We start from the raw sequence: 19,283 nt of genomic DNA, 5'->3' as shown, positions 1-19,283 counted from the left end.
ACTAGCTAGTAGTAACTTTTGTTAAATTTAGACAAAGGAGTGAATTGAAGGAGATGGGTAAAGAGGCAATAAAGAAAACAAACTTAAGCCGAAATACAATGGCAGTTTTTTCACTTGTAGGCGGCGCCCTGGTTCTGATCTGTACAGGAGGAGGAATCTACGGCGCATCGGTTATGACAGTTGCTCCGGCAGCAGAGAGATTTGGTGTAACCACCGCAGTTACGGGTATGTACAATACGGCCTGGCTGGTTGGCCTGATTCTTTCCGCATTTTTAGGCGGAAAAATTATTGCAAAGATTAATACAAACGGAAGTGCAATTCTTGGGGGAGTTCTGGGGTTTTTGGGGCTGCTCCTGATGGGATTTGCACCTGCACTTCCCATATATTTTTTCGGTGCATTTCTAACAGGCTGGCCGATCTGTCTTACCGGACCGGCGCTTCTCCAGACAACCATATCAAAATGGTATTATAAGGGAAGAGCTACCATGATCGGAGTCGTAGGAATGACAGAGGCGATTGGAACTACCATCGTTGCGAATGTTACAGCAAAGCTCCTTGATAACGCGGGCACGGGTTATACGACGGCGCTGATCTTTGCGGCCTGCTTCGTTCTGGCGGGGAATCTTCTGGCAGGTCTTATCTTCTTTCGGGGAGTACCGGAGGACTACGGATATGTTCCCGTGGGTGCGGAGAATATGAGAAGTGAGAGCGGAGCATTAGATGTGCCCGGACTTACAAAAAAAGAAGCGTATTCCAAATCTTACTTCTGGATGTTCCTCATTGGCATGTCGATTCTCAATATGGGATATGGGCTTGTGCAGCCTCAGCTCTCTGCATACAGCCAGTTCTTAGGATACTCTGCTGCACAGGCGGCAATCCTTGTTTCTGTGTGGAGCTGGGGGAAGAGTCTGATTAAGATTGTATATGGTTTGCTGGGCGACAAGTTTGGGCTTAGGGTTGGCATCTGCGGAATCGCCATTATCCCCATTATTACCGGTATTCTTTACATCTTTAATACCGGATTCCCTGTGCTGATATTATGCGCGGCAGGTATGGGTATTATCGGCGGACTGACAGGCGCCGGAACTTTGGGGATTTCCAGAATGGTAGGATCTAAGGAGCTTACCAAGATGGCACTGCTGCCACATGGATTTAACGGAATAGGCAACTTTTTTACCGGATTTATCTTTAGAGCAATGTTCACAGGAACCATGGGAGGATACCAGAGGGCTTATACACTTTCTGTTGTTGTGCTGGTCGTATATTTTGTACTAATGTACATATCACTAAACAAAAAAAATATGTTCGAGAGCGAAGGAACATTGTAAGAATTCAAGGAGGTCTATATGAATAATTTTGAATATTTTTTAGGAAGTAAACTGATTTTTAACAATGATCTGAAAGAAGGATTGAAAGAGGCAAGGGAATCGGTAAAGGCGGATAAGGCGCTTCTCATCACTGACCCCGGGCTGGCAAAACTGCCGAATTTTAAAGCTTTACGGCAGGCGATGGAAGAGATCGGTTTTGCGTTTGAGGAGTATCTGGATGTGCGCCCCCTGCCGAAGGATTACACCATCGATGACTGTGCCAAGGCCTTTAAGGATTCCGGGGCAGACTGCATTATCGCATTTGGCGGCGGAAGCGCGCTGGATACCGCCAAGGGTGCGGCAATTATCCGGACAAACGGCGGGCAGATGAGAGATTACTTTGGGGTAAATAAGGTTAAGAGAGCACCATATCCTGTAATCGGAATCCCCACAACAGCAGGATCCGGAGCTGAGGTCAGCCGTGTGATTTCTGTCACAGATTCCCAGAAGAATGTCAAAGATCAGGTGATGGACAGAGCATGCTGCCCGGCAGTTGCCCTTTATGTTCCGTCCGTACTGAAGGGTTCTCCCAGGTCTGTTACAACAACAGCGGGTATCGATGCCCTGGGACATGCTGTGGAAAGTTACCTGAATATTAAGGGAAGTCCGGTCACACAGGCAGTCTCATTGATGGGCGCGGGAATGATCTACAAAAACATCCTTTCCTTTGTGGAGGATACCGGAAACGAAGATGCTGCTGCCAATATGCAGATTGGATCTACGCTGGGTATCATGGGAGCCGGTTTTACAGGAAATATTGACGGGCACTGTGTGGCAAGATCTGTGGGGGGAAGCGGGGAGATTAACCATGGTGCGGCAGTTGCCGTAGCGCTTCCCTATTGTATGGAGTTTAACCTCAATGCAGCAACAGATAAGCTTGCGAATCTCGCAAAAGAATTCGGGCTTGCAAAAGACGGCATGAGTCAGATGGAGCTTGCACAGCAGGCTGTCTTAGGTGTCCAGAAGCTTCGGGATGATCTGGGACTTTGCGGAAACTACAAAGATCTGGGAATGAAGCTTGACAATTTAGATGCTATGATTGAAAGAAGCGTGTATTTTTCACAGAATGGTTCGGATGCCTATGCATCTCCCGGAAATCCTGACTTTGAGGATTTTAAAAAGATGTATATGGATGGGTATAACGGAAGGGTAATCAGTTTTTAAATCAGATCCTTTATTGAAATGGAGGCAGTTAAATGACGGATAGAGAAATGATTATGGAAATGGTGGAGAAAGCCAGAGCAGCCCAAAAGGAGTTTGAAACCTTTTCCCAGGAAAAGGTGGATGCCATTGTTCGGGCTGCGGGAAAAGTGATTTTTGACCATTCCGAGGAACTTGCAAGAATGGATTTTGAAGAGACCGGTATGGGAACCTATGAATCAAAGGTATCCATGCAGTCCAACCGGGCTAAGGCATTCTGGTTTCATATGAAGGGAAAAAAGAGCAGGGGGGTTCTGAGACGGATTCCGGAAGAAGGCTTAATCGAGATCGCAAAGCCTATGGGGGTTATCGGTTCTATTACACCGGTTACTTCAGCTGTAATCTCACCAATGCACAACACCATGGCATCCCTGAAGTGCGGCAATGCAGTCATTGTCGGACCCCATCCCAGAGCCAAAACAACCTCTGGCCGTGTTGTTCAGCTGATGCAGGGTGCCATTGAAGAACTTGGGGCACCCAGGCATCTTATCCAGGTGATAGGGGAGCCGACTATTCAGCTTTCAAAACTTCTTATGGAGCATTGTGATGTCTGTATCTCCACCGGGGGACCAGGTGTTGTCAAGGCAGCTTATACGAGCGGGAAACCGGCTTACGGTGTGGGGGCCGGAAATGTGCAGTGTTTGGTAGACCGGGGTGTGGATGTCAAAGAGGTGGTTCCGAAGATTATTGCGGCACGTATGCATAATCAGGGAATTCCCTGTTCCTGTGAGCAGTTTGCACATATTCCGGAGGAATTATTTGATGAATATATAAATGAGTTCAAACAAGCAGGCTGCTGTTATATCGACGACGAGGCACTTACAGATAAAGTCCGTGACACTTTATTTCCGGACGGGGAGATTAATAAAGAGCTTGTAGGCCGTCCTCCTTTTGAGATTGCAAAAGCCTTCGGTGTGGAACTCCCGGAGGATACCAAGATTATCGTTGTCAAGGTTACAAAATATGGCGGCAATGAGATTCTTGCGAAGGAGAAGCTGTTCCCGGTTCTTGCCGTACGTTCTTATCAGACATGGGAAGAGGCTGTAGAGGCTGCAGAGGCCAACCTGACGGTCATGGGCAAAGGACATTCCACTACGTTTCATTCCAACGACAAGGATAAGATTGAGTATGCAGCAGAAAAAATCAGTGTTTCACGTTTTGCCATTAATCAGTCCTCTACCGCAGTAGTAGGCGGAACGATGCGGAATGGACTTGCGCCTACGGGCACCCTTGGGTGCGGATCATGGGGGAATAACAGTATCAGTGAAAATCTGGACTATAAGCATTTGTATAATATTAGCAGGGTCGTTTTCGAACCAAAGAACAATGTGGATCCAACAGACGAAGAAGTATGGGGTGAGTAGACCATGAGAATTGACAGGTTTTTAGAAAGAACTTCTGATGATGGAAAAAAAACGATGGTAGTCTCTGCCGCGGATGATCAGGAAGTTATGACATGCATTGGGGAGGTTTTAAAGAGGGGTCTCTGCAATTGTATCCTGGTAGGAAATAAAGATAATATTTTCTCTATCGCCCATGAGATTGGCATGGATATTTCAGACTGTGAGATTGTCCATGCCGCGGATGAAGTGGAGAGTGCAGGGAAGTCCGTCAGCCTGGTACGGGAAGGAAAGGCAAATGTCCTTATGAAAGGCGGGATACTCACAAAGACACTTATGCATGCCATTCTTGACAAAGAAAAGGGGATCAGAGGCGGAGGCATTCTGAATTCTGTCTGTGCCATTGACTGCCCGAAGCTTGACAGAATTGTCTATTTGTCGGATCCGGGGGTTGTGACATATCCTACTTTCCAGCAGAAGGTGGATATTATAAACAATACAGTATCCTTTGTAAGAAAACTGGAGGTGGATATTCCTAAGGTAGCAGTTGTGTGTGCGGTTGAAATCATCAACCCGAATATGCCTTCCACTCTGGAAGCAGCGGCGCTTGCCCTTATGGGGCAGCGCGGCCAGCTGAAAAACTGCATCGTAGACGGGCCCCTGGGATTGGACAATGCGCTTTTTCCGGAGGCAGTTAAGCATAAGAAGGTCAGTTCACCGGTTGATGTGTGCGGAAAAGCAGATATTGTGATTATGCCCAATGCTGAATGCGGCAATGGAATTATGAAGGCAGTGCGGTTTATGACAGATTCCGCTACGGCGGGCGTACTACTGGGCGCGAAGGTCCCTGTGGTAATGACAAGCCGGGCAGACAGTGCTGAAAATAAGCTGCGCTCGGTAGCACTGGCGCTGGCAGCGTCAGAATAAAAGTAAGGAGAATATTTTGAGAGAAGAAAAAATATATCGGATCCTCACAATCAATCCGGGCTCTACCTCCACAAAAATAGGTGTTTTTGACAATGATACATGTATCCTTGAACATGTGGTAAGACACCAAAGGCAGGAGCTTGTCTCCTGCCCCGGGCCTGGAGTTTTTTCGCAGAAGGATATAAGAAAGCAGCTGGTGCTGGAGGCACTGAAAGAGAATCACATTCCCTTGGAAACCCTGGATGCTGCTTCCGGGAGGGCGGGAAGACTGCCGCCTATGGAAAGCGGTACCTATGAAATTAATCAGGATCTTATGGACAGTATACCAGATCCCCTCCCCTCACCGGCGCTTCTTGGAATGGTGATTGCGAAGGAGATCGCAGATGAGTACCATATTCCGGGGTTTATCGTTGATCCTGCCACAGTGGATGAGCTGTGGGAGATTGCCCGGATTACAGGATTCCCGGAGATTACAAAGGTTATCCATGTTCACTGCCTGAACCAGAAGGCAGTTGCAAGACGTGCAGCAGCTGAACTGGGGAAGGGGTATGAAGACTGCCGGTTTGTGGTTGCACATCTGGGCGGCGGTATTAGTATCGGTGCACATCGTTACGGGAGAATCGTTGACGGCGTGGGAGGAAGCTCCGGTGAAGAGCCGTTCTCTCCGGAACGGGCCGGTGCAGTCCCCGGGGTCTTGTTTCTGGATTTCTGTTTTTCCGGGAACTATACCAGAGATGAGATCATGGATCGTTTCGTAAGGAGCGGCGGTATGTTCTCCTATCTTGGGACATCGGATTTGAGAGAGACAGAGGCCATGATTGCAGATGGGGACAAAAAGGCAGAGCTGATCTTCGAGGCCATGACCTATAATGTGGCAAAAGCAATTGGACAAATGTATGCCGTACTTGATTCGGATGTCGATGCCGTTATTTTAACCGGAGGCCTTACATACTCTGAACATTTTAGGGATAAGGTGATAAAACGTATCAGAAACATGGGAAAGGTAATCGTATATCCAGGTGAGTTTGAGCTTGCCGCCCTTGCACAGGGAGCACTCAGGGTGCTGAGAAACGAGGAGAAGCCGAAAGTATTCAGGAAAAAATAAGAGTAGTTTGGCGCACTGTTTCAGTAGAGAATAACAGGGGGAAAAGAAATGATATTTGGCTTACCGTTGCTTACTTTTTTTCTTGCGATTGGAGCACCTGTAATTTCGGTGATCCTTTCACTGGTTTTTGTGTTCACTTTTGATGAGGGGGATCACTGGTTAACAGTGGAAGATATTATTGAAAAGTTCAGAAAGGGGCGGTAGAGATGCGGACAATAATTCTGGTGTGTATTTACTTTGCTGTTATCCTTCTGATTGGCTTTTTCGCGGGAAGACGCACAAAAGATATGTCGGGGTATATGGTTGGCGGGAGGAATCTCGGGGTATGGATTGTATCTCTGGGTATTATGGCGGCTGTGATGAGCGGCTGGACCTGGCTGGGGAATCCGGGCAGTGCATATTCCGGGGGCTATTCCTCTGTTATCACATACACTGCGTTTTCCCCCCTGGGACTTATTATAAGCTATTTTATAATTGCAAAACCGGTGCGTATCATCAGTGAAAAGTTCAATTGCTATACTCTGGCGGATATTCTTGCGGCGAGATGGAATGACAATAAGACCATCCGTTTCTTGTGCGGGATCATTATTTTGATCGGCTCCGCCACCTATCTTGTCAGTCAGTGGGTTTCCATGGGAACGGCAGTGCAGGAAGCGCTTGGCACCGGATACAGACAAAGCGTAATTATCGGTGCGGTTATCATAACCCTGTATATTATAGCGGGCGGAATGCTTGCCAGTATGTGGACAAACTTTATTCAGATGATTATTATGTTTTTTGTGGCAGGCATTCTGGTAGTGGCGGGGTTTGCCGCGGTTGGGGGTTTTACAAGTATGAACGAACAGATCGCAGCGATTGAGCCGCAGATGATTAGCCCCTGGCATGCAGGAGACGGGGGTCTTGCCATGAGCTTTGTCCTGACGTATACGGTGTTTATGCTGGCAATAGCCTATGGGGGACAGCCTGCGGTGAATACAAAGTTTATGATGATTAAGGATAAAAAGCTGCTGAAGTGGTCCCCTTTCATTAGTGTAATTGCACTGATCGTTGGTACCTTTACAGTTTACGTGGGAATCCAGGGAAGGATCCTGGTGGAACAGGGAATTCTTGCACCTCCGGAAAGGCAGGATACGATTTTGCTTGATGTGATAGCTCATATCATACCTGGGGAATTGACGGACTTGTTTTTGATTGCGATTCTGGCAGCTGTCATGTCTACTGCCGAATCCTATCTGTTTACTTCATCCACATCCATCATACAGGATTTGGCAATCAAATCATTCGATATAAAAATGGAGGATCATAAAGTGCTGATGCTTACGCGGGTGACAATGGCAGTCATTGCAGTCATTACTGTTATCATTTCCCTGAGTCCTCCGCCGCTGATTGCGCTGATAGGCACGCAGGCTTTCGGTACCTTTTGCGCAGGCTTCGGACCTGTCTTATATCTCGGGCTCCGATGGAAAAGAATGTCTTCCAGGGCTGCGGTGGCAGGCATGAGTGTGGGATTACTGGGCGGAGGAATCTTTCCCATTATAAATAAGCTGCTTTTCGACGGTGCGCTGCTGTCCAATTGGACCATCGGGGGATTGGCTGTAGTTGCTTCCTATGCAGTGACCATTGCGGTAACGCTTTTGACGAAAGCAGAAAAATCAAAAGTTTTTGAGTAATCAATAAGGAGAAATTTACTTTGAAAGATTTGTTAGGATATAAAGATAAAATATGTGTTGTGACAGGTGCATCATCGGGCATGGGAAAGGCCTGTGCAGGGGAGCTTGCTGTTCTGGGAGCGAAGGTGTATGCCCTGGATATTGTTCCGCCGCAGATCGATGGAATCTGTGAATTCGTAAAGATAAATATGGGAGATAAGGCTTCTATTGATGGGGCATTTGCACATCTTCCGGAAACAATTCACAAATTTTTTAGCTTTGCCGGAGTTTCGGGGGAGAAAACATCCCCCAGGGAGACGATCTCTATTAACTATCTCGGCAATAAATATATTATGGAAGAATATCTTCGGGAAAGGATCCCGGAACAGGGGGCAGTAATGATGTGTACTTCTGTGGGAGCAAATAGATGGTATTCTGAAACAAATAAACCCGAACTGGAAGCACTGGTTCATGCCCGGGACTGGGAGGAAGCAGAAAAAGTGTTAGATGTAATCTGTGAAGACCTCCAGAAAGGGAATGCGTATACGTACTCCAAGAGGGCCCTTGGATATTTTACAACACTTTTTGCGTGCCAAATGGCTGGGAAAAATGTGAGGGTAAATTGCCTGAAGCCCGGGAATACAAGAAGCGGACTGACAGATGAGTTTGTTGAAAGATATCTGAGATTACATCCCGGGGAAACCATTGAGGATTATCACAAAGCAAATGGGCTGCGCCCCATTGCCGAGCCCCGTGAGATGGCAGAACCGGCAATTTTCCTGAACAGTGACATGGCATCTTACATCTCAGGAGCAGAATTGATTGTGGATTATGCAACAGATGCAGCAGTTCTTAGCGGGATAGAGAAGGAAGACCGATGGACCGGCAGAAAGCTAGTGCATACGTATGCTTAACCCAGCAGAATATGGAGGAAATGTATATGAGTATCAAATATAAAAATTTGTTCTCTCCTTATAATATAGGAAAGGTAAAAGTAAAAAACAGATATGCAGTTGCACCTATGGGCGGGGCGAAATTCACTGCACTTGGAACTTATGATCCCGATACAGTGGATTTTTATGTGGATTGTGCAAAGGGAGGATTCGGTCTTATCTTCAGCAATTCACTGGCAACTGACCTGGAGGTGGATCCCAACAGTCCTTTAGACAGACTCTTTCCAAACTACAATCCCAAAGCCTTTATTGCAAACTGTGTATTTATGAATGAGAGAATTCACTCCTACAATGCCAGGATTTTTTGCCAGATTACCATGGGACCGGGCAGAAACGGGGGTGGAAAACTGACACCCTCAGAATTACCGTATTACTTTGCACCGGATGAGAAATCGAGAGCGCTGACAACAGAGGAAGTCAAAGCTAAGATAAGTTCACTTATCCGCGGTGCGAAAATAGCAAAGGATGCAGGGTTTGACGGTGTTGACATCCATGCGATGCATTGGGGCTATCTGATTGACGAATTTGCGATGGAAATGATGAACCATAGGACGGATGAATACGGGGGAAGTTTTGAGAACCGTATGCGAGTGCCAAAGGAGATTGTAGAAGGAATAAAAAAAGAATGCGGCAGTGATTTCCCGGTCACAATCCGGGTGTCTCTGAAAGGATATATCAAGGATTTTAACGTAGGTTCCTATACAGGAGAGGGGGAAGCAGGAAGAACTCTTGAGGAGGCGGTTCAGATTTGCAGGACCCTGGAGTCTTATGGGTATGACGGACTGAGCGTGGATGTGGGTACTTATGAATCCTTCTACCATGCATGCCCCCCAAGTTACATACCAAAGGGAAATTATATAGACCTGGCGGAGGAAGCGAAAAAGGCAGTGAATATTCCCATCCTTTTAGCCGGAAGAATGAATGATCCCCAGATGTGTGAAAAAGCACTTGAGGAAGGGAAGATAGACGGAATTGTACTGGGAAGAGCAGCCCTTGCCGATCCCCATTATGCGGCTAAGCTTGAGAAGGGGCAGGAAGAAAGAATCCGGCCATGCCTTTCCTGCAACCAGGGATGCATTGGGAGAGAATTTCTGAATGGCGCTGTTTCATGTGCAGTCAATCCTTCTGTGCTGAGAAGAGAAAGCTACGGCATCAGGAAGGCGGACGAACCAAAGAAAGTTATGGTAGTAGGCGGCGGGGTTGCCGGTATGGAAGCCGTAAGAACCCTGTTTATGCGCGGCCATGAGGTTGCTCTTTATGAAGCTTCCGATCATTTGGGTGGCAATCTGCTCCCGGCAGGGGCTCATACATTCAAAGCACCGGTGCTGGAACTCAATGACTGGTATAAGAGGGAGCTAAAAGAGCTGGGGGTTGAGGTATATCTGAATACCAGGGTGAGTGCTGACTTCATTGAGCAGAGCGGGGCTGATGCTGTGATAATAGCAATCGGTTCCCTGCCGGTCATGCCTCCGATTCCGGGAATCGAACAATCCATTTCCAGCATCCAGGCACTTTCAAAGGGAACCAGGATTGGGGATAAGGTAATTGTTATAGGCGGCGGTCTTGTGGGATGTGAGCTTGCTATAGAGTACGGAATGGAAGGGAAAGATGTGACAGTTGTTGAGGCACTGCCAAAGATTCTCTCGGCTGGTGCTCCGGTTCCGTTTATGAACAAGATGTGCATTGAGGAAATGATGGATTACTATAAAATCAAAGTAAAAACGGGAAGCCGTGTGAGCAGGATAACGGAGACAGGCGCTGTAATTGCTGTGGATGGAGAGGAGGAGGAGCTGACTGCCGATACGGTGGTAATGGCAATCGGATTTAGGCCTGTCCCCTCGTTTGCTGATGAAGTAAGGGGCTGTGGGATGGATGTATATGAAATTGGAGACGGAAGAAAGGTGGGCAGCGTGATGACGTCCGTATGGGATGCCTATGAGATTGCCCGAAGTATATAGGAAAGAAAAGTACTGCCGGGCCAGGGGTGAAAGCATCCCTGGCGCGGCAGTTTCTGTAACTATTAATTATAACACAGTAACTGATAAAATAATAGTATCTGTTAAGATAATATATCTTTCTACATTTGAGTAATATCCCCGGGAAATCAATTCAAGTAAAATAATTATATAGGGATTGGGCAGTGATAAAACACACGTAAACCGGCCGCAGTTAGTGTTAGGAAAGGAGGAACAGGAATGGAATTAACAGAAAAAATGATACTTGGATTGACACAAATGAGCACCCAGGATGCCCGCAGTCTGCAGGAGATCTTCTGCACAGATCTAAAAGGGAAGGTAGCCGTTGTTACAGGCGGAGCCACCGGACTTGGCTATTGCGTGGTAAACCGCCTGTCAGAGGGCGGGGCATCTGTGATCATCGCATCCCGGAACGAAGCCAGAGGGAAAAAGGCGGAAGAGGAGTTCCGGGCAAAAGGACGGGAGGTTATCTGGTGCCGGACGGATGTGACTAAGGTAGCTGACTGCTATAAAACCGTGGACTTTGCTGTGGAAAAGTACGGGAAAGTAGATATTGTTGTAGCCAATGCTGCTACCTGGTCTATGTATTCCTTCCTTGATATGCCGGAGGAAGCCTTTGATCATGTTATAAATACAGATTTAAAGGGAGAGTATTTTATTGCCCAGGCAGCTGCCCGTGTTATGGTGCGTCAGAAGATCAGAGGGAAGATTGTATTTATCGCCTCTGTGGCGCATAAGGGATCCGACACCCCTAAGATCGGTATGATGACCCATTACAATGCGGCGAAGGGTGCAGTGGTCAGCCTGACCAAGGGGGTTGCCAAGGAACTGCACCAATACGGGATCAGTGTCAACTGTGTTGCTCCCGGCGGGATGACAACATACGGTGCCGTCAGCAATTCCTCCGAGGCATTTGAACTGTATGGCCAGGAACTGGCGGCAGATCGGATGCAGTTCGGGGCAGAGGTACCTGTGGCATCCAGTCCGGATCAGGTTGCCCTGGTGGTATTGGCCATGTGTACAGCGATGTCTGACTATGTGGTGGGAGAGACCATTGATGTGGACGGCGGTTCTCTCATGAGCTTCCAGCAGAAGCCCTGGAGTTACAATGTGGAGGGCTGTATACCTGGTCCGAAAGCAGAATAGTCCCGGTTCTTACAGGTGTTCGTTTCTTTACCCGAAGCTGCGGGGAAAGAAATTGGAATACGGTACATGAGGCAAAGCAAATTCAAATGTGAAAGGGGAACAGTTACATGGAAGAAAACAAAGTAGTAGTTTCTGAGGAGGAACAAAAAGAAGCCCAGAAGGGTATTCACATGTCTACGGTAAGAAAAGCCAGAAAAAATCTCGCGTATCTGCAGAAAAAGAAGGATAAAGGGGAAAAGATTGTCCAGATGTGCCCGGCAGCCCTGGGTCCTATGTTTGCATTGGCGGCGGAGGTCGCTGACTGTGATATTCTCCGCACGCCGTCCTGGTTTGCCGATACCCAGCAGGATTCTATTGACAGCGCAATTCCCACCATTAAATCCTACCGGGCGGTAGCACAGAGACTCCATATTAACTTCTATATGCCCACGCCTACGTATGCGTCAAAAGAGAAGGCTCTTTCCTATGGATCGGAATATGTGGTTGCAGGGGCAGATTCTATGCTGCCCATGGGTATCAGCAATGAGACACTGCGATACATGACAGATAATTATGTCCCTGTATACGGCCATATCGGAGCGATCTCGGGATGGCAGACCAATGCTACCGGCTATTCAAAGCTGGGTAAGACAGCAGAGGATGCTCTGAGAGTCTTTAAGATGGGGTATGAATATCAGGAAAATGGGATGGGCGGAATGACTGTTGAGCTGACGCCCATCGAGGTCAGTGCTGCCATAGCAAAGAAACTGCGCGTTCCTGTAGTGTCTATCGCCGGCGGTGCGGCGTGCGACGGATCTGAGATGGTGGATATGGATACCTTCGGTATGATGCCGTCTGCAGCATCCCATGCCAAGACCTATGCGAACTTTATGGAATTTGCAGCCACCGCATATGCGATGTGGGCGAATGATGTGCGTACAGGGGCATATCCGGAAGACAAGCATGGCTGGCATATGGATCCGGAGGAATTGGATAAGTTTATGAATGCATTAGAAAAATTCTAACCCCGGGATAAACACCCCAGGGCAGGCATACAGCCGTCTGCCCTGGGGACTTCTATCCTAAAAGCCGGGCAAGCAGTTCCCTCTGGGAAGATACATGAAGTTTGGCGTAGATGTGTGAGATGTGCTTTTGCACAGTTGCCCGGGTGACACTGAGAGTCGTGCTGATGTGGGCAGGGGACATTCCATTGCACAGCAGAGTAGCGATCTCTATTTCCCTGGGAGTTAGCTTTGTGGACTTCCAGTCTATCTTGCTGATATCGGTATCCTGCATCTGATAGCTGAAGAAGTTTTTGTACATATTTTTAAACTGGGGAACTGCCAGCTTGATAAATGCAATCTCTGACGGCAGAAAGTTTTCGTTCGTTGTCTTATCAAGACAGGAGAGAACTCTAACGTGTCCGTTCAGGTCCTGAAAAGCATAGCCCAAGGTATAGGTGAGCCCCCGGGGACGTATAAAATCAGGGATAAATTCTTTTGCGCTCTCCTCCTTCCAGGACACAAGAGAAATCTCGGAATCTGCCTCATTCGTTAGGTAGGGTGTGTAAATGGAGTAGCGCTTGTTTTCCGGCAATTTTGAATAGTATTCCAGGTAAAGGGTAGACCAGTGGCTGTCTGTATTGAACAAATACTGATCATAGACCTTCCCGTTAGAGTCAAAAAAGTAGATAAGTCCCTTGTCAAAGCGGCAGTATTCCCGCAGGCCGGTCATTATCTCAATGGCAAACTGTCTCTGCTCATGGAAGCTTCCGCAATGCAGACAGAAATCATATAGCTCACGCCAGGGGATCTTGGTATCGTTCATATCATCCTCCTCTTTACAAATCAGTGAGTTCCTAATGATACTCTTATGCGGGGAAAGGTAAAGTACACTTTTTCTTTAATATAAAAGTATTTGAGTGAAATGTCAATATAGTACTTGTCCTTGAAACTTTAGAGAATCGGCATTCACTTTAATTAAAATACAGAGGGGGAATAGCGCATGCAATGCTTAGACGAAGTAAGAGAACTTAAATATTTGCAGATAAGGCTGGAGCGGAGCGGTCTGGATGAACAGCAGATAAAAGAGGCTCTTTTGGAAAAGGCCGCAGAACAAAGTAACATCCACGTGCCCAACGAGCAGGTGGAAAGGGAATATACCGCTCTGGTCCAGACTGCGAAACAAAGGATCCGGTATGAGTACATGGCTGAGGGCAAACCGTTTTATGGATTCCCGGAGTCTTTTTATGCTGCACTGGAGTCTCTTCGGGTGGAAGCCTATTGTTCGGTAAAGACAGAATTGCTGCTGCAGGCTGTTATTGAAGCGGAACATCTGGAGGTCTCCCGGGAAGAGCTGGAGAAAGAAGGGCTGGCTTCTGCCAAAAGACTGGAAGTCACACCTGAGATGGCCCGGATGTTTTACGGGGATGACTACGGACTTCTTAAAAAAGATCTTCTGAGGCGAAAGGCGATAGACTTGATTTATGAGCATGCGGTTCTGGTCTGAACAGGGACATACTGTGGGAGGAGGATACGATGGTAAAAACAATGACACACGGTGCAGGCGCATTGGAGAAGCTTGCCGCCGGAGCAGATAAACTGGCCGATACCGTAAAAGTAACGCTGGGTCCCAAAGGACGGAATGTCCTGATTGTCAGGGAACCGTCCGGCTGTCTGATTACCAATGACGGTGCCGCAATCGCGGAGGCAGTGGAACTTCCCGACCCTTTTGAGAATATGGGGGCGCAGATTATAAAACAGGCCGCCCAAAAGACGAAGGAGGGTGCCGGAGACGGAACTACTACAACTCTTGTGCTGGCCCAATGTATTGTTCAGGAAAGTCTGAGAAATATAGCGGCGGGAGCCAACCCCATAGAATTGAGAAAGGGGATTCAGGCAGCTGCAGACCTTGTGACAGAGGAAATAAAAAAAGCGGCTGTGCCCGTGGAGGACAAGGCGGCAATGGCCCAGGTAGCGGCAGCCGCCTGCCAGGATCCTGCGGCGGGCAGCATGATCGCTGACGCCATGGAGCAAATAGGAGAATACGGAGTAATCACCGTTTCCGAGGGCAGTAAACTGGAGACAGTCCTGACCGTTGCTCAGGGGATGCAGTTCAGCCGCCGTCTGGTGACAAACAGCTTTCTAAAAGAAGGAGAAACACAAATCCGTTTGGACCACCCCCTGCTTCTGCTTACCGATTACGAAATATCGGAGATTGAGGAGCTGGTGCCTATTCTGGAAGAAGTGCTGAATCTGGAGCAGCCCCGGCCGCTGCTGATCCTTGCCGAAAAGCTTCAGGGAGAGGCACTGGACACTCTGGTATTAAACAGGGCTAAAGGGATCCTGGATGTGGCCGCCGTCATGCCTCCGGAATACGGGGAGGGACGTCAGGAAACCATGGAAGACATTGCGGTATTGACCGGAGGAACCGTAATCACCAAATCTTCTTATAAGATAGAAGAAACAACCCTGGACATGCTGGGAAGCGCCGACTCGGTCACTATAGATTCACAGAAAACCGTGATTGCCGGGGGAGGGGGAAGCAAAGAGAAAATTCAGTTTCGTATCAATGAGCTCCGGATGAGATCGGAAGATACAGCGTATGCATTTAAAAAAGAACGGTATAAAGAACGCCTGGCCCGGTTCGTCGGGGGAATTGCCTTTATTGATGTTGGGGGAACTACAGAAGTGGAGATGAAAGAGTGCAAGATGCGGATTGACGATGCTGTGAATGCGGCAAAAGCAGCTGCGGCAGAAGGAATGATACCAGGCGGGGGCACTGTTTTAGTAAAATCCATCCCTAAAGTGAAGGAATTTGCTGAAACGCTGGAAGGTGACCGAAGAACCGGTGCCTATATCGTGAGCCGGGCTCTGGAGGGCCCTCTGCGTCTGATTGCCGAAAACGCCGGATTTCACGGAACAGAGGTTCTGGCAAAGGTAAAAACGCTTCCGGCAGCATATGGGTTTGACGCGGGGGCGGGAGAGTACAGAAATTTGATGGAGGCGGGAATCATAGATCCGGCCAAAGTCACGGTATCGGCCCTCACGTGTGCTGTATCTGCAGCCTCAACGCTTTTGACTACCGGGGCGTCAACCCACCTATTTCCTTAAGATGTCCGGCAGGTAAATAAGGAGCCTTAGATATAATCCTCCCCGTAATCTTACGAGTGCTGATACGTCTGATTTCACACAAAAAAAGAGTCCAGTATTCTCAGTGAATACTGGACTTAATACTGCCGGCAATGGGACTTGAACCCATACGTGGTTGCCCACAACAGATTTTGAGTCTGCCTCGTCTGCCATTCCGACACGCCGGCATGTTCATTCCGAACCGAAAATAATTGTACCATATTCTAACATGATCTGCAAGGGGAAATTTGGCTTTTTTCTGATAAGCAAGATGAAAAACCTATAACTCTAAAACTTCCCCTTCATGTACCGTGAATGTGAAGTCTCTAATTTCTTAACGCATACTTCACACATCTCCCCCCGGTAGAATGTTATAATTTAGAAAAGTCAATTCTTAATAGAGAAGGAGTGAAATCTTATGAAGCAGAGGGGAAATTACAGGTTCCTGCTGCTATTTTTTGCGGCTTTTTGTCTCTTGCTCGGGGGATGCAGGACGACAGAAAAGAAGGAAATAGCGTTTGCCGATGTGGGATGGGACAGTGTACGCTTTCATAACGCTGTGGCGGGACTGATTGCAGAGTCTGCGTATGGGTATACCTGGACAGAGACGCCGGGGTCTACGCCGATTATGCATGAGGCCCTGAAAAAGGGCGAGATTGATGTGAGCATGGAAGAGTGGACAGATAATATCTCTTCTTATGAAAAAGACTTAAAGGCAGGGACGTTTCAGGAATTAGGATCCAATTATGATGACGACAAACAAGGGTTTTATGTGCCCAGATACGTAATTGAGGGGGATCCCTCCAGAGGAATTGAAGCGGCTGCCCCTGATTTGAAAACAGTACAGGATCTGGAAAAGTATGCGGACATTTTTACGGATCAGGAGAATCCAGGCAAGGGAAGGATTTATGGGGGAATCCCGGGATGGGAGATCAATGAGACTATGAGAAAAAAGGTAAGCTATAATGGCCTGGACAGCTTATACAATTACTTTCAGCCGGGTTCAGATTCTGCATTATCTGCAGCCTTTACCTCTGCCTATGAAAAGGGGGAACCGATCGTAGGATATTACTGGGAGCCAACGTGGCTGACGGGGAAATGTGATCTGGTACTGCTGGAGGACAAAGCATACGTGGATGAGGAGCAGTTCCGGGAGGGAAAGACAGAGTGCCCTGCAGTAAATGTTACCATTGCGGTGAGCAATACATTTGCACAGTCAAATCCGGAATTCTGCAGTTTCCTGGAGAATTATCATACTTCCAGCAAATTAACCAGCGAGGCTCTGGCATATATGCAGGAGACAGGGAATGACTATACTGCTGCGGCAAAATGGTTTCTCACAGAGCATGAAGATCTGATTGAACAGTGGCTGCCGGACAAAGAAAAAGCTGATGCGGTAAAAGGCGCATTGGGGATTCAAAAAGTCAGAAAAAATTATTTTCTTGAGTTTCCCTTTGAACTGCCTATACATACCGAAGACTTTGACAGTGCCGTAAAGGCTTTTGCCGCACACTTCAGCGGGTTTTTCAATGGGATCCGGGATGGGCTGGATGGGATGATTGGGGGAATCCATGGCATTCTGGGACTGATTCCCTGGTGGCTTATGATTTTCCTTGTCTTCTTAGGTGGATGGAAAATCGGAGGAAAGATAAAAACGGGAATTCTCTATAGTATTCTTCTTTTCATTGTAGGAATGATAGGGCTGTGGGCGATGATGTATGAGACTTTAGCCATTGTGATTGCATCAGTTGTCATTTCATTGGCAGCAGGACTTCCTATCGGCATTCTTATCTCAGGCAGTGACAGAGCGAATCGGATTCTGCGTCCGATCTTGGATACGATGCAGACCATGCCTGTGTTTGTCTATCTCATACCGGCAGTCTTGTTTTTCGGGCTGGGAAGAGCACCTGCGGTCATCGCTACCACAGTGTACGCAGTGGTTCCAGTAATACGCCTTACCAGCCACGGGATCCGTCAGGTAGAGCCCGAGGTGGTGGAGGCAGCCAGGTCCTTTGGATCTACCTGGCTGCAGTGTCTGTGGAAAGTGCAGATTCCACAGGCAATGCCTACGATTCTGACTGGTGTCAATCAGACACTGATGATGGCCATGTCCATGGTAGTTACCTGCTCTATGATTGGTGCTTCCGGTCTGGGGATGGAAGTACTTATCAGTGTGAACCGGATTGAGATAGGAAGAGGACTTTTGGCCGGCATTGCAGTAGTAATTGTAGCGATACTCATGGATCGTATGACCCAGGGATGTCTGAGGAAGGGCGAGGAGGAGAGAAATGGAAAATAAGACTGAGCAGAATACAGAACGGATGCTCCGAATCAGGCACCTGACAAAATTCTACGGAATGAATAAATCAGAGGCATTCAGGATGGCTGAGAGAGGAGAGGAAAAAAACAGCATCTATGAGAAGACAGGGGTTACCTTGGGACTGTGGGACGTGAACTTCGAAGTACAGAAAGGAGAGATATTCGTTATTATCGGACTTTCCGGATGCGGAAAATCCACTCTGGTGCGCATGCTGAATCTTCTCCATCGACCTACCAGCGGTGAAATAATTTTTAACGGCCGGAATATAGCCGGATTCAGTAAGAGAGAGCTTCTGGACTACCGGAGAGAAAAGATCTCTATGGTATTTCAGAATTTTGGGCTCATGTCTCACAGGGATGTGCTGGGAAATGTGGCATACGGACTGGAGACGAGAGGTATGTCAAAAAGTAAGAGGGAAGAGACAGCAGCAGATATGATACAGCTGGTAGGCCTTAAGGGACAGGAACATACACCCATTCAGAGTCTGTCCGGAGGGATGAAGCAGAGGGTGGGAATTGCCAGGGCTCTGGCCAATGATCCGGAGATTCTGCTCATGGATGAACCATTTTCCGCTCTGGATCCTTTGGTTCGGAAGGATATGCAGTTTGAGCTTTTGTCTCTGCAGAAGAAGCTGCAGAAAACAGTGGTTTTTATCACTCATGATATTAATGAGGCATTTAAACTAGGTGACAGAGTGGCTATTATGCGGGACGGAAGGCTGGTTCAGGTTGGAACTCCGGAAGAGATGAGCGCGGAACCTGCCGATGATTATGTAAAAGAATTTGTAGAGAGCGCGGATAAGGCAAAGGTGCTGACAGTGGGGCATGTGATGGCAGCGCCCTCCTGTGTGGTGAGCAAGAGAGACAGTCTGGATTTTGCTATTTACCTCATGCAGAGGGAGGGGAATTCGACTGCCTATCTGGTAGACGAAGAAGAACGCCTGAAAGGGATCCTTACCATTGAGGCAGCAGTCAGAGGAAGGCAGCGGCACCAGTCTTTGGAAGAAATACAGTGGCAGGAGGCGAAGACAACAACTGCGGATACTACGGTGAGAGATATTCTTCCTGTGGCGGCACGCACCCGATACCCAATTGCAGTGGTAGACGCTGTGGGGCATCTGGAAGGAATTCTTACTAAGGCGGCTGTACTGTCCTCTCTCGCGTAAGGGGAATTACCAGGAATTGCTTGTTT

General features: G+C 47.9%; 16 protein-coding genes and 1 tRNA gene. 15 read left to right on the top strand and 2 right to left on the bottom strand.

Going from position 1 to position 19,283, the window contains the following annotated elements:
• The first annotated feature begins 53 nt into the window (after nucleotides 1-53).
• The 11 genes from ACGHCT_RS16125 to ACGHCT_RS16075 all read left to right on the top strand — a co-directional run bounded on the left by ACGHCT_RS16125 (nucleotide 54) and on the right by ACGHCT_RS16075 (nucleotide 12,667).
• Nucleotides 54-1,328: an MFS transporter gene (locus ACGHCT_RS16125; RefSeq protein ID WP_390436821.1), complete on the top strand. Its 1,275-nt coding sequence runs from the start codon at nucleotides 54-56 to the stop codon at nucleotides 1,326-1,328.
• 18 nt (nucleotides 1,329-1,346) lie between these two features.
• A complete protein-coding gene (locus tag ACGHCT_RS16120; RefSeq protein ID WP_390436820.1) occupies nucleotides 1,347-2,531 on the top strand; it encodes an iron-containing alcohol dehydrogenase in 1,185 nt (394 codons plus the stop codon).
• A gap of 32 nt (nucleotides 2,532-2,563) precedes the next feature.
• A complete protein-coding gene (locus ACGHCT_RS16115) occupies nucleotides 2,564-3,931 on the top strand; it encodes an aldehyde dehydrogenase family protein (RefSeq protein ID WP_390436818.1) in 1,368 nt (455 codons plus the stop codon).
• A gap of 3 nt (nucleotides 3,932-3,934) precedes the next feature.
• Nucleotides 3,935-4,834: a bifunctional enoyl-CoA hydratase/phosphate acetyltransferase gene (locus ACGHCT_RS16110; RefSeq protein ID WP_390436816.1), complete on the top strand. Its 900-nt coding sequence runs from the start codon at nucleotides 3,935-3,937 to the stop codon at nucleotides 4,832-4,834.
• A gap of 16 nt (nucleotides 4,835-4,850) precedes the next feature.
• Nucleotides 4,851-5,939: a butyrate kinase gene (gene buk, locus ACGHCT_RS16105; RefSeq protein WP_390436814.1), complete on the top strand. Its 1,089-nt coding sequence runs from the start codon at nucleotides 4,851-4,853 to the stop codon at nucleotides 5,937-5,939.
• Nucleotides 5,940-5,987: 48 nt separating this feature from the next.
• Nucleotides 5,988-6,143, top strand: a complete 156-nt coding sequence (locus ACGHCT_RS16100; RefSeq protein WP_170066487.1) for a hypothetical protein — start codon at nucleotides 5,988-5,990, stop codon at nucleotides 6,141-6,143.
• A gap of 2 nt (nucleotides 6,144-6,145) precedes the next feature.
• A complete protein-coding gene (locus ACGHCT_RS16095; protein WP_390436812.1) occupies nucleotides 6,146-7,609 on the top strand; it encodes a sodium/proline symporter in 1,464 nt (487 codons plus the stop codon).
• 20 nt (nucleotides 7,610-7,629) lie between these two features.
• Nucleotides 7,630-8,502 (top strand): SDR family oxidoreductase, encoded by an 873-nt coding sequence (locus ACGHCT_RS16090; protein WP_390436810.1) that lies wholly within the window; start codon nucleotides 7,630-7,632, stop codon nucleotides 8,500-8,502.
• Between the two features lie 26 nt (nucleotides 8,503-8,528).
• Nucleotides 8,529-10,499, top strand: coding sequence for an FAD-dependent oxidoreductase (locus ACGHCT_RS16085; protein WP_390436809.1), 1,971 nt, complete (start codon nucleotides 8,529-8,531; stop codon nucleotides 10,497-10,499).
• Nucleotides 10,500-10,736: 237 nt separating this feature from the next.
• Complete coding sequence (locus tag ACGHCT_RS16080; protein ID WP_390436807.1) at nucleotides 10,737-11,663, top strand: SDR family NAD(P)-dependent oxidoreductase; 927 nt, start codon at nucleotides 10,737-10,739, stop codon at nucleotides 11,661-11,663.
• Nucleotides 11,664-11,770: 107 nt separating this feature from the next.
• Nucleotides 11,771-12,667: a 3-methyl-2-oxobutanoate hydroxymethyltransferase gene (locus ACGHCT_RS16075; RefSeq protein ID WP_072848447.1), complete on the top strand. Its 897-nt coding sequence runs from the start codon at nucleotides 11,771-11,773 to the stop codon at nucleotides 12,665-12,667.
• Between the two features lie 52 nt (nucleotides 12,668-12,719).
• Here ACGHCT_RS16075 and ACGHCT_RS16070 read toward each other — a convergent pair whose 3' ends face one another.
• A complete protein-coding gene (locus tag ACGHCT_RS16070; protein WP_390436805.1) occupies nucleotides 12,720-13,469 on the bottom strand; it encodes a helix-turn-helix transcriptional regulator in 750 nt (249 codons plus the stop codon).
• Between the two features lie 177 nt (nucleotides 13,470-13,646).
• Between ACGHCT_RS16070 and ACGHCT_RS16065 the strand changes: the two genes are divergently transcribed.
• Both ACGHCT_RS16065 and groEL read left to right on the top strand, forming a co-directional pair.
• The gene (locus ACGHCT_RS16065; protein ID WP_072848443.1) at nucleotides 13,647-14,150 is read left to right on the top strand and encodes a hypothetical protein; all 504 of its coding nucleotides are present in this window, start codon (nucleotides 13,647-13,649) and stop codon (nucleotides 14,148-14,150) included.
• 29 nt (nucleotides 14,151-14,179) lie between these two features.
• Nucleotides 14,180-15,754 (top strand): chaperonin GroEL, encoded by a 1,575-nt coding sequence (gene groEL, locus ACGHCT_RS16060; protein ID WP_390436803.1) that lies wholly within the window; start codon nucleotides 14,180-14,182, stop codon nucleotides 15,752-15,754.
• Nucleotides 15,755-15,877: 123 nt separating this feature from the next.
• Here the strand turns inward: groEL and ACGHCT_RS16055 are convergent.
• Nucleotides 15,878-15,960: transfer RNA gene (locus ACGHCT_RS16055), tRNA-Leu, on the bottom strand.
• Between the two features lie 230 nt (nucleotides 15,961-16,190).
• On the opposite strand from ACGHCT_RS16055, the gene ACGHCT_RS16050 reads away from it, so the two are divergent.
• Nucleotides 16,191-18,071 (top strand): glycine betaine ABC transporter substrate-binding protein, encoded by a 1,881-nt coding sequence (locus tag ACGHCT_RS16050; protein ID WP_390436802.1) that lies wholly within the window; start codon nucleotides 16,191-16,193, stop codon nucleotides 18,069-18,071.
• A complete protein-coding gene (locus ACGHCT_RS16045; protein ID WP_390436801.1) occupies nucleotides 18,061-19,257 on the top strand; it encodes a glycine betaine/L-proline ABC transporter ATP-binding protein in 1,197 nt (398 codons plus the stop codon). The genes ACGHCT_RS16050 and ACGHCT_RS16045 overlap by 11 nt, the downstream gene beginning before the upstream one ends.
• The last annotated feature ends 26 nt before the right edge of the window (nucleotides 19,258-19,283 follow it).

It is taken from the genome of Lactonifactor longoviformis, assembly GCF_042848515.1.
In the GTDB taxonomy this organism is placed as follows: Bacteria; Bacillota; Clostridia; order Lachnospirales; family Lachnospiraceae; genus Lactonifactor; species Lactonifactor longoviformis.
Note: the sequence above shows the minus strand (reverse complement) of the source record. Positions and strands in the feature narration are given on the sequence as shown.

What these genes read in the sequence shown, in the direction of transcription:
- ACGHCT_RS16125 (WP_390436821.1), top strand. Translation starts at nt 54, where the DNA reads ATGGGTAAAGAGGCAATAAAGAAAACAAACTTAAGCCGAAATACAATG.
- ACGHCT_RS16120 (WP_390436820.1), top strand. Translation starts at nt 1,347, where the DNA reads ATGAATAATTTTGAATATTTTTTAGGAAGTAAACTGATTTTTAACAAT.
- ACGHCT_RS16115 (WP_390436818.1), top strand. Translation starts at nt 2,564, where the DNA reads ATGACGGATAGAGAAATGATTATGGAAATGGTGGAGAAAGCCAGAGCA.
- ACGHCT_RS16110 (WP_390436816.1), top strand. Translation starts at nt 3,935, where the DNA reads ATGAGAATTGACAGGTTTTTAGAAAGAACTTCTGATGATGGAAAAAAA.
- ACGHCT_RS16100 (WP_170066487.1), top strand. Translation starts at nt 5,988, where the DNA reads ATGATATTTGGCTTACCGTTGCTTACTTTTTTTCTTGCGATTGGAGCA.
- ACGHCT_RS16095 (WP_390436812.1), top strand. Translation starts at nt 6,146, where the DNA reads ATGCGGACAATAATTCTGGTGTGTATTTACTTTGCTGTTATCCTTCTG.
- ACGHCT_RS16085 (WP_390436809.1), top strand. Translation starts at nt 8,529, where the DNA reads ATGAGTATCAAATATAAAAATTTGTTCTCTCCTTATAATATAGGAAAG.
- ACGHCT_RS16080 (WP_390436807.1), top strand. Translation starts at nt 10,737, where the DNA reads ATGGAATTAACAGAAAAAATGATACTTGGATTGACACAAATGAGCACC.
- ACGHCT_RS16075 (WP_072848447.1), top strand. Translation starts at nt 11,771, where the DNA reads ATGGAAGAAAACAAAGTAGTAGTTTCTGAGGAGGAACAAAAAGAAGCC.
- ACGHCT_RS16070 (WP_390436805.1), bottom strand. Translation starts at nt 13,469, where the DNA reads ATGAACGATACCAAGATCCCCTGGCGTGAGCTATATGATTTCTGTCTG.
- ACGHCT_RS16065 (WP_072848443.1), top strand. Translation starts at nt 13,647, where the DNA reads ATGCAATGCTTAGACGAAGTAAGAGAACTTAAATATTTGCAGATAAGG.
- groEL (WP_390436803.1), top strand. Translation starts at nt 14,180, where the DNA reads ATGGTAAAAACAATGACACACGGTGCAGGCGCATTGGAGAAGCTTGCC.
- ACGHCT_RS16050 (WP_390436802.1), top strand. Translation starts at nt 16,191, where the DNA reads ATGAAGCAGAGGGGAAATTACAGGTTCCTGCTGCTATTTTTTGCGGCT.
- ACGHCT_RS16045 (WP_390436801.1), top strand. Translation starts at nt 18,061, where the DNA reads ATGGAAAATAAGACTGAGCAGAATACAGAACGGATGCTCCGAATCAGG.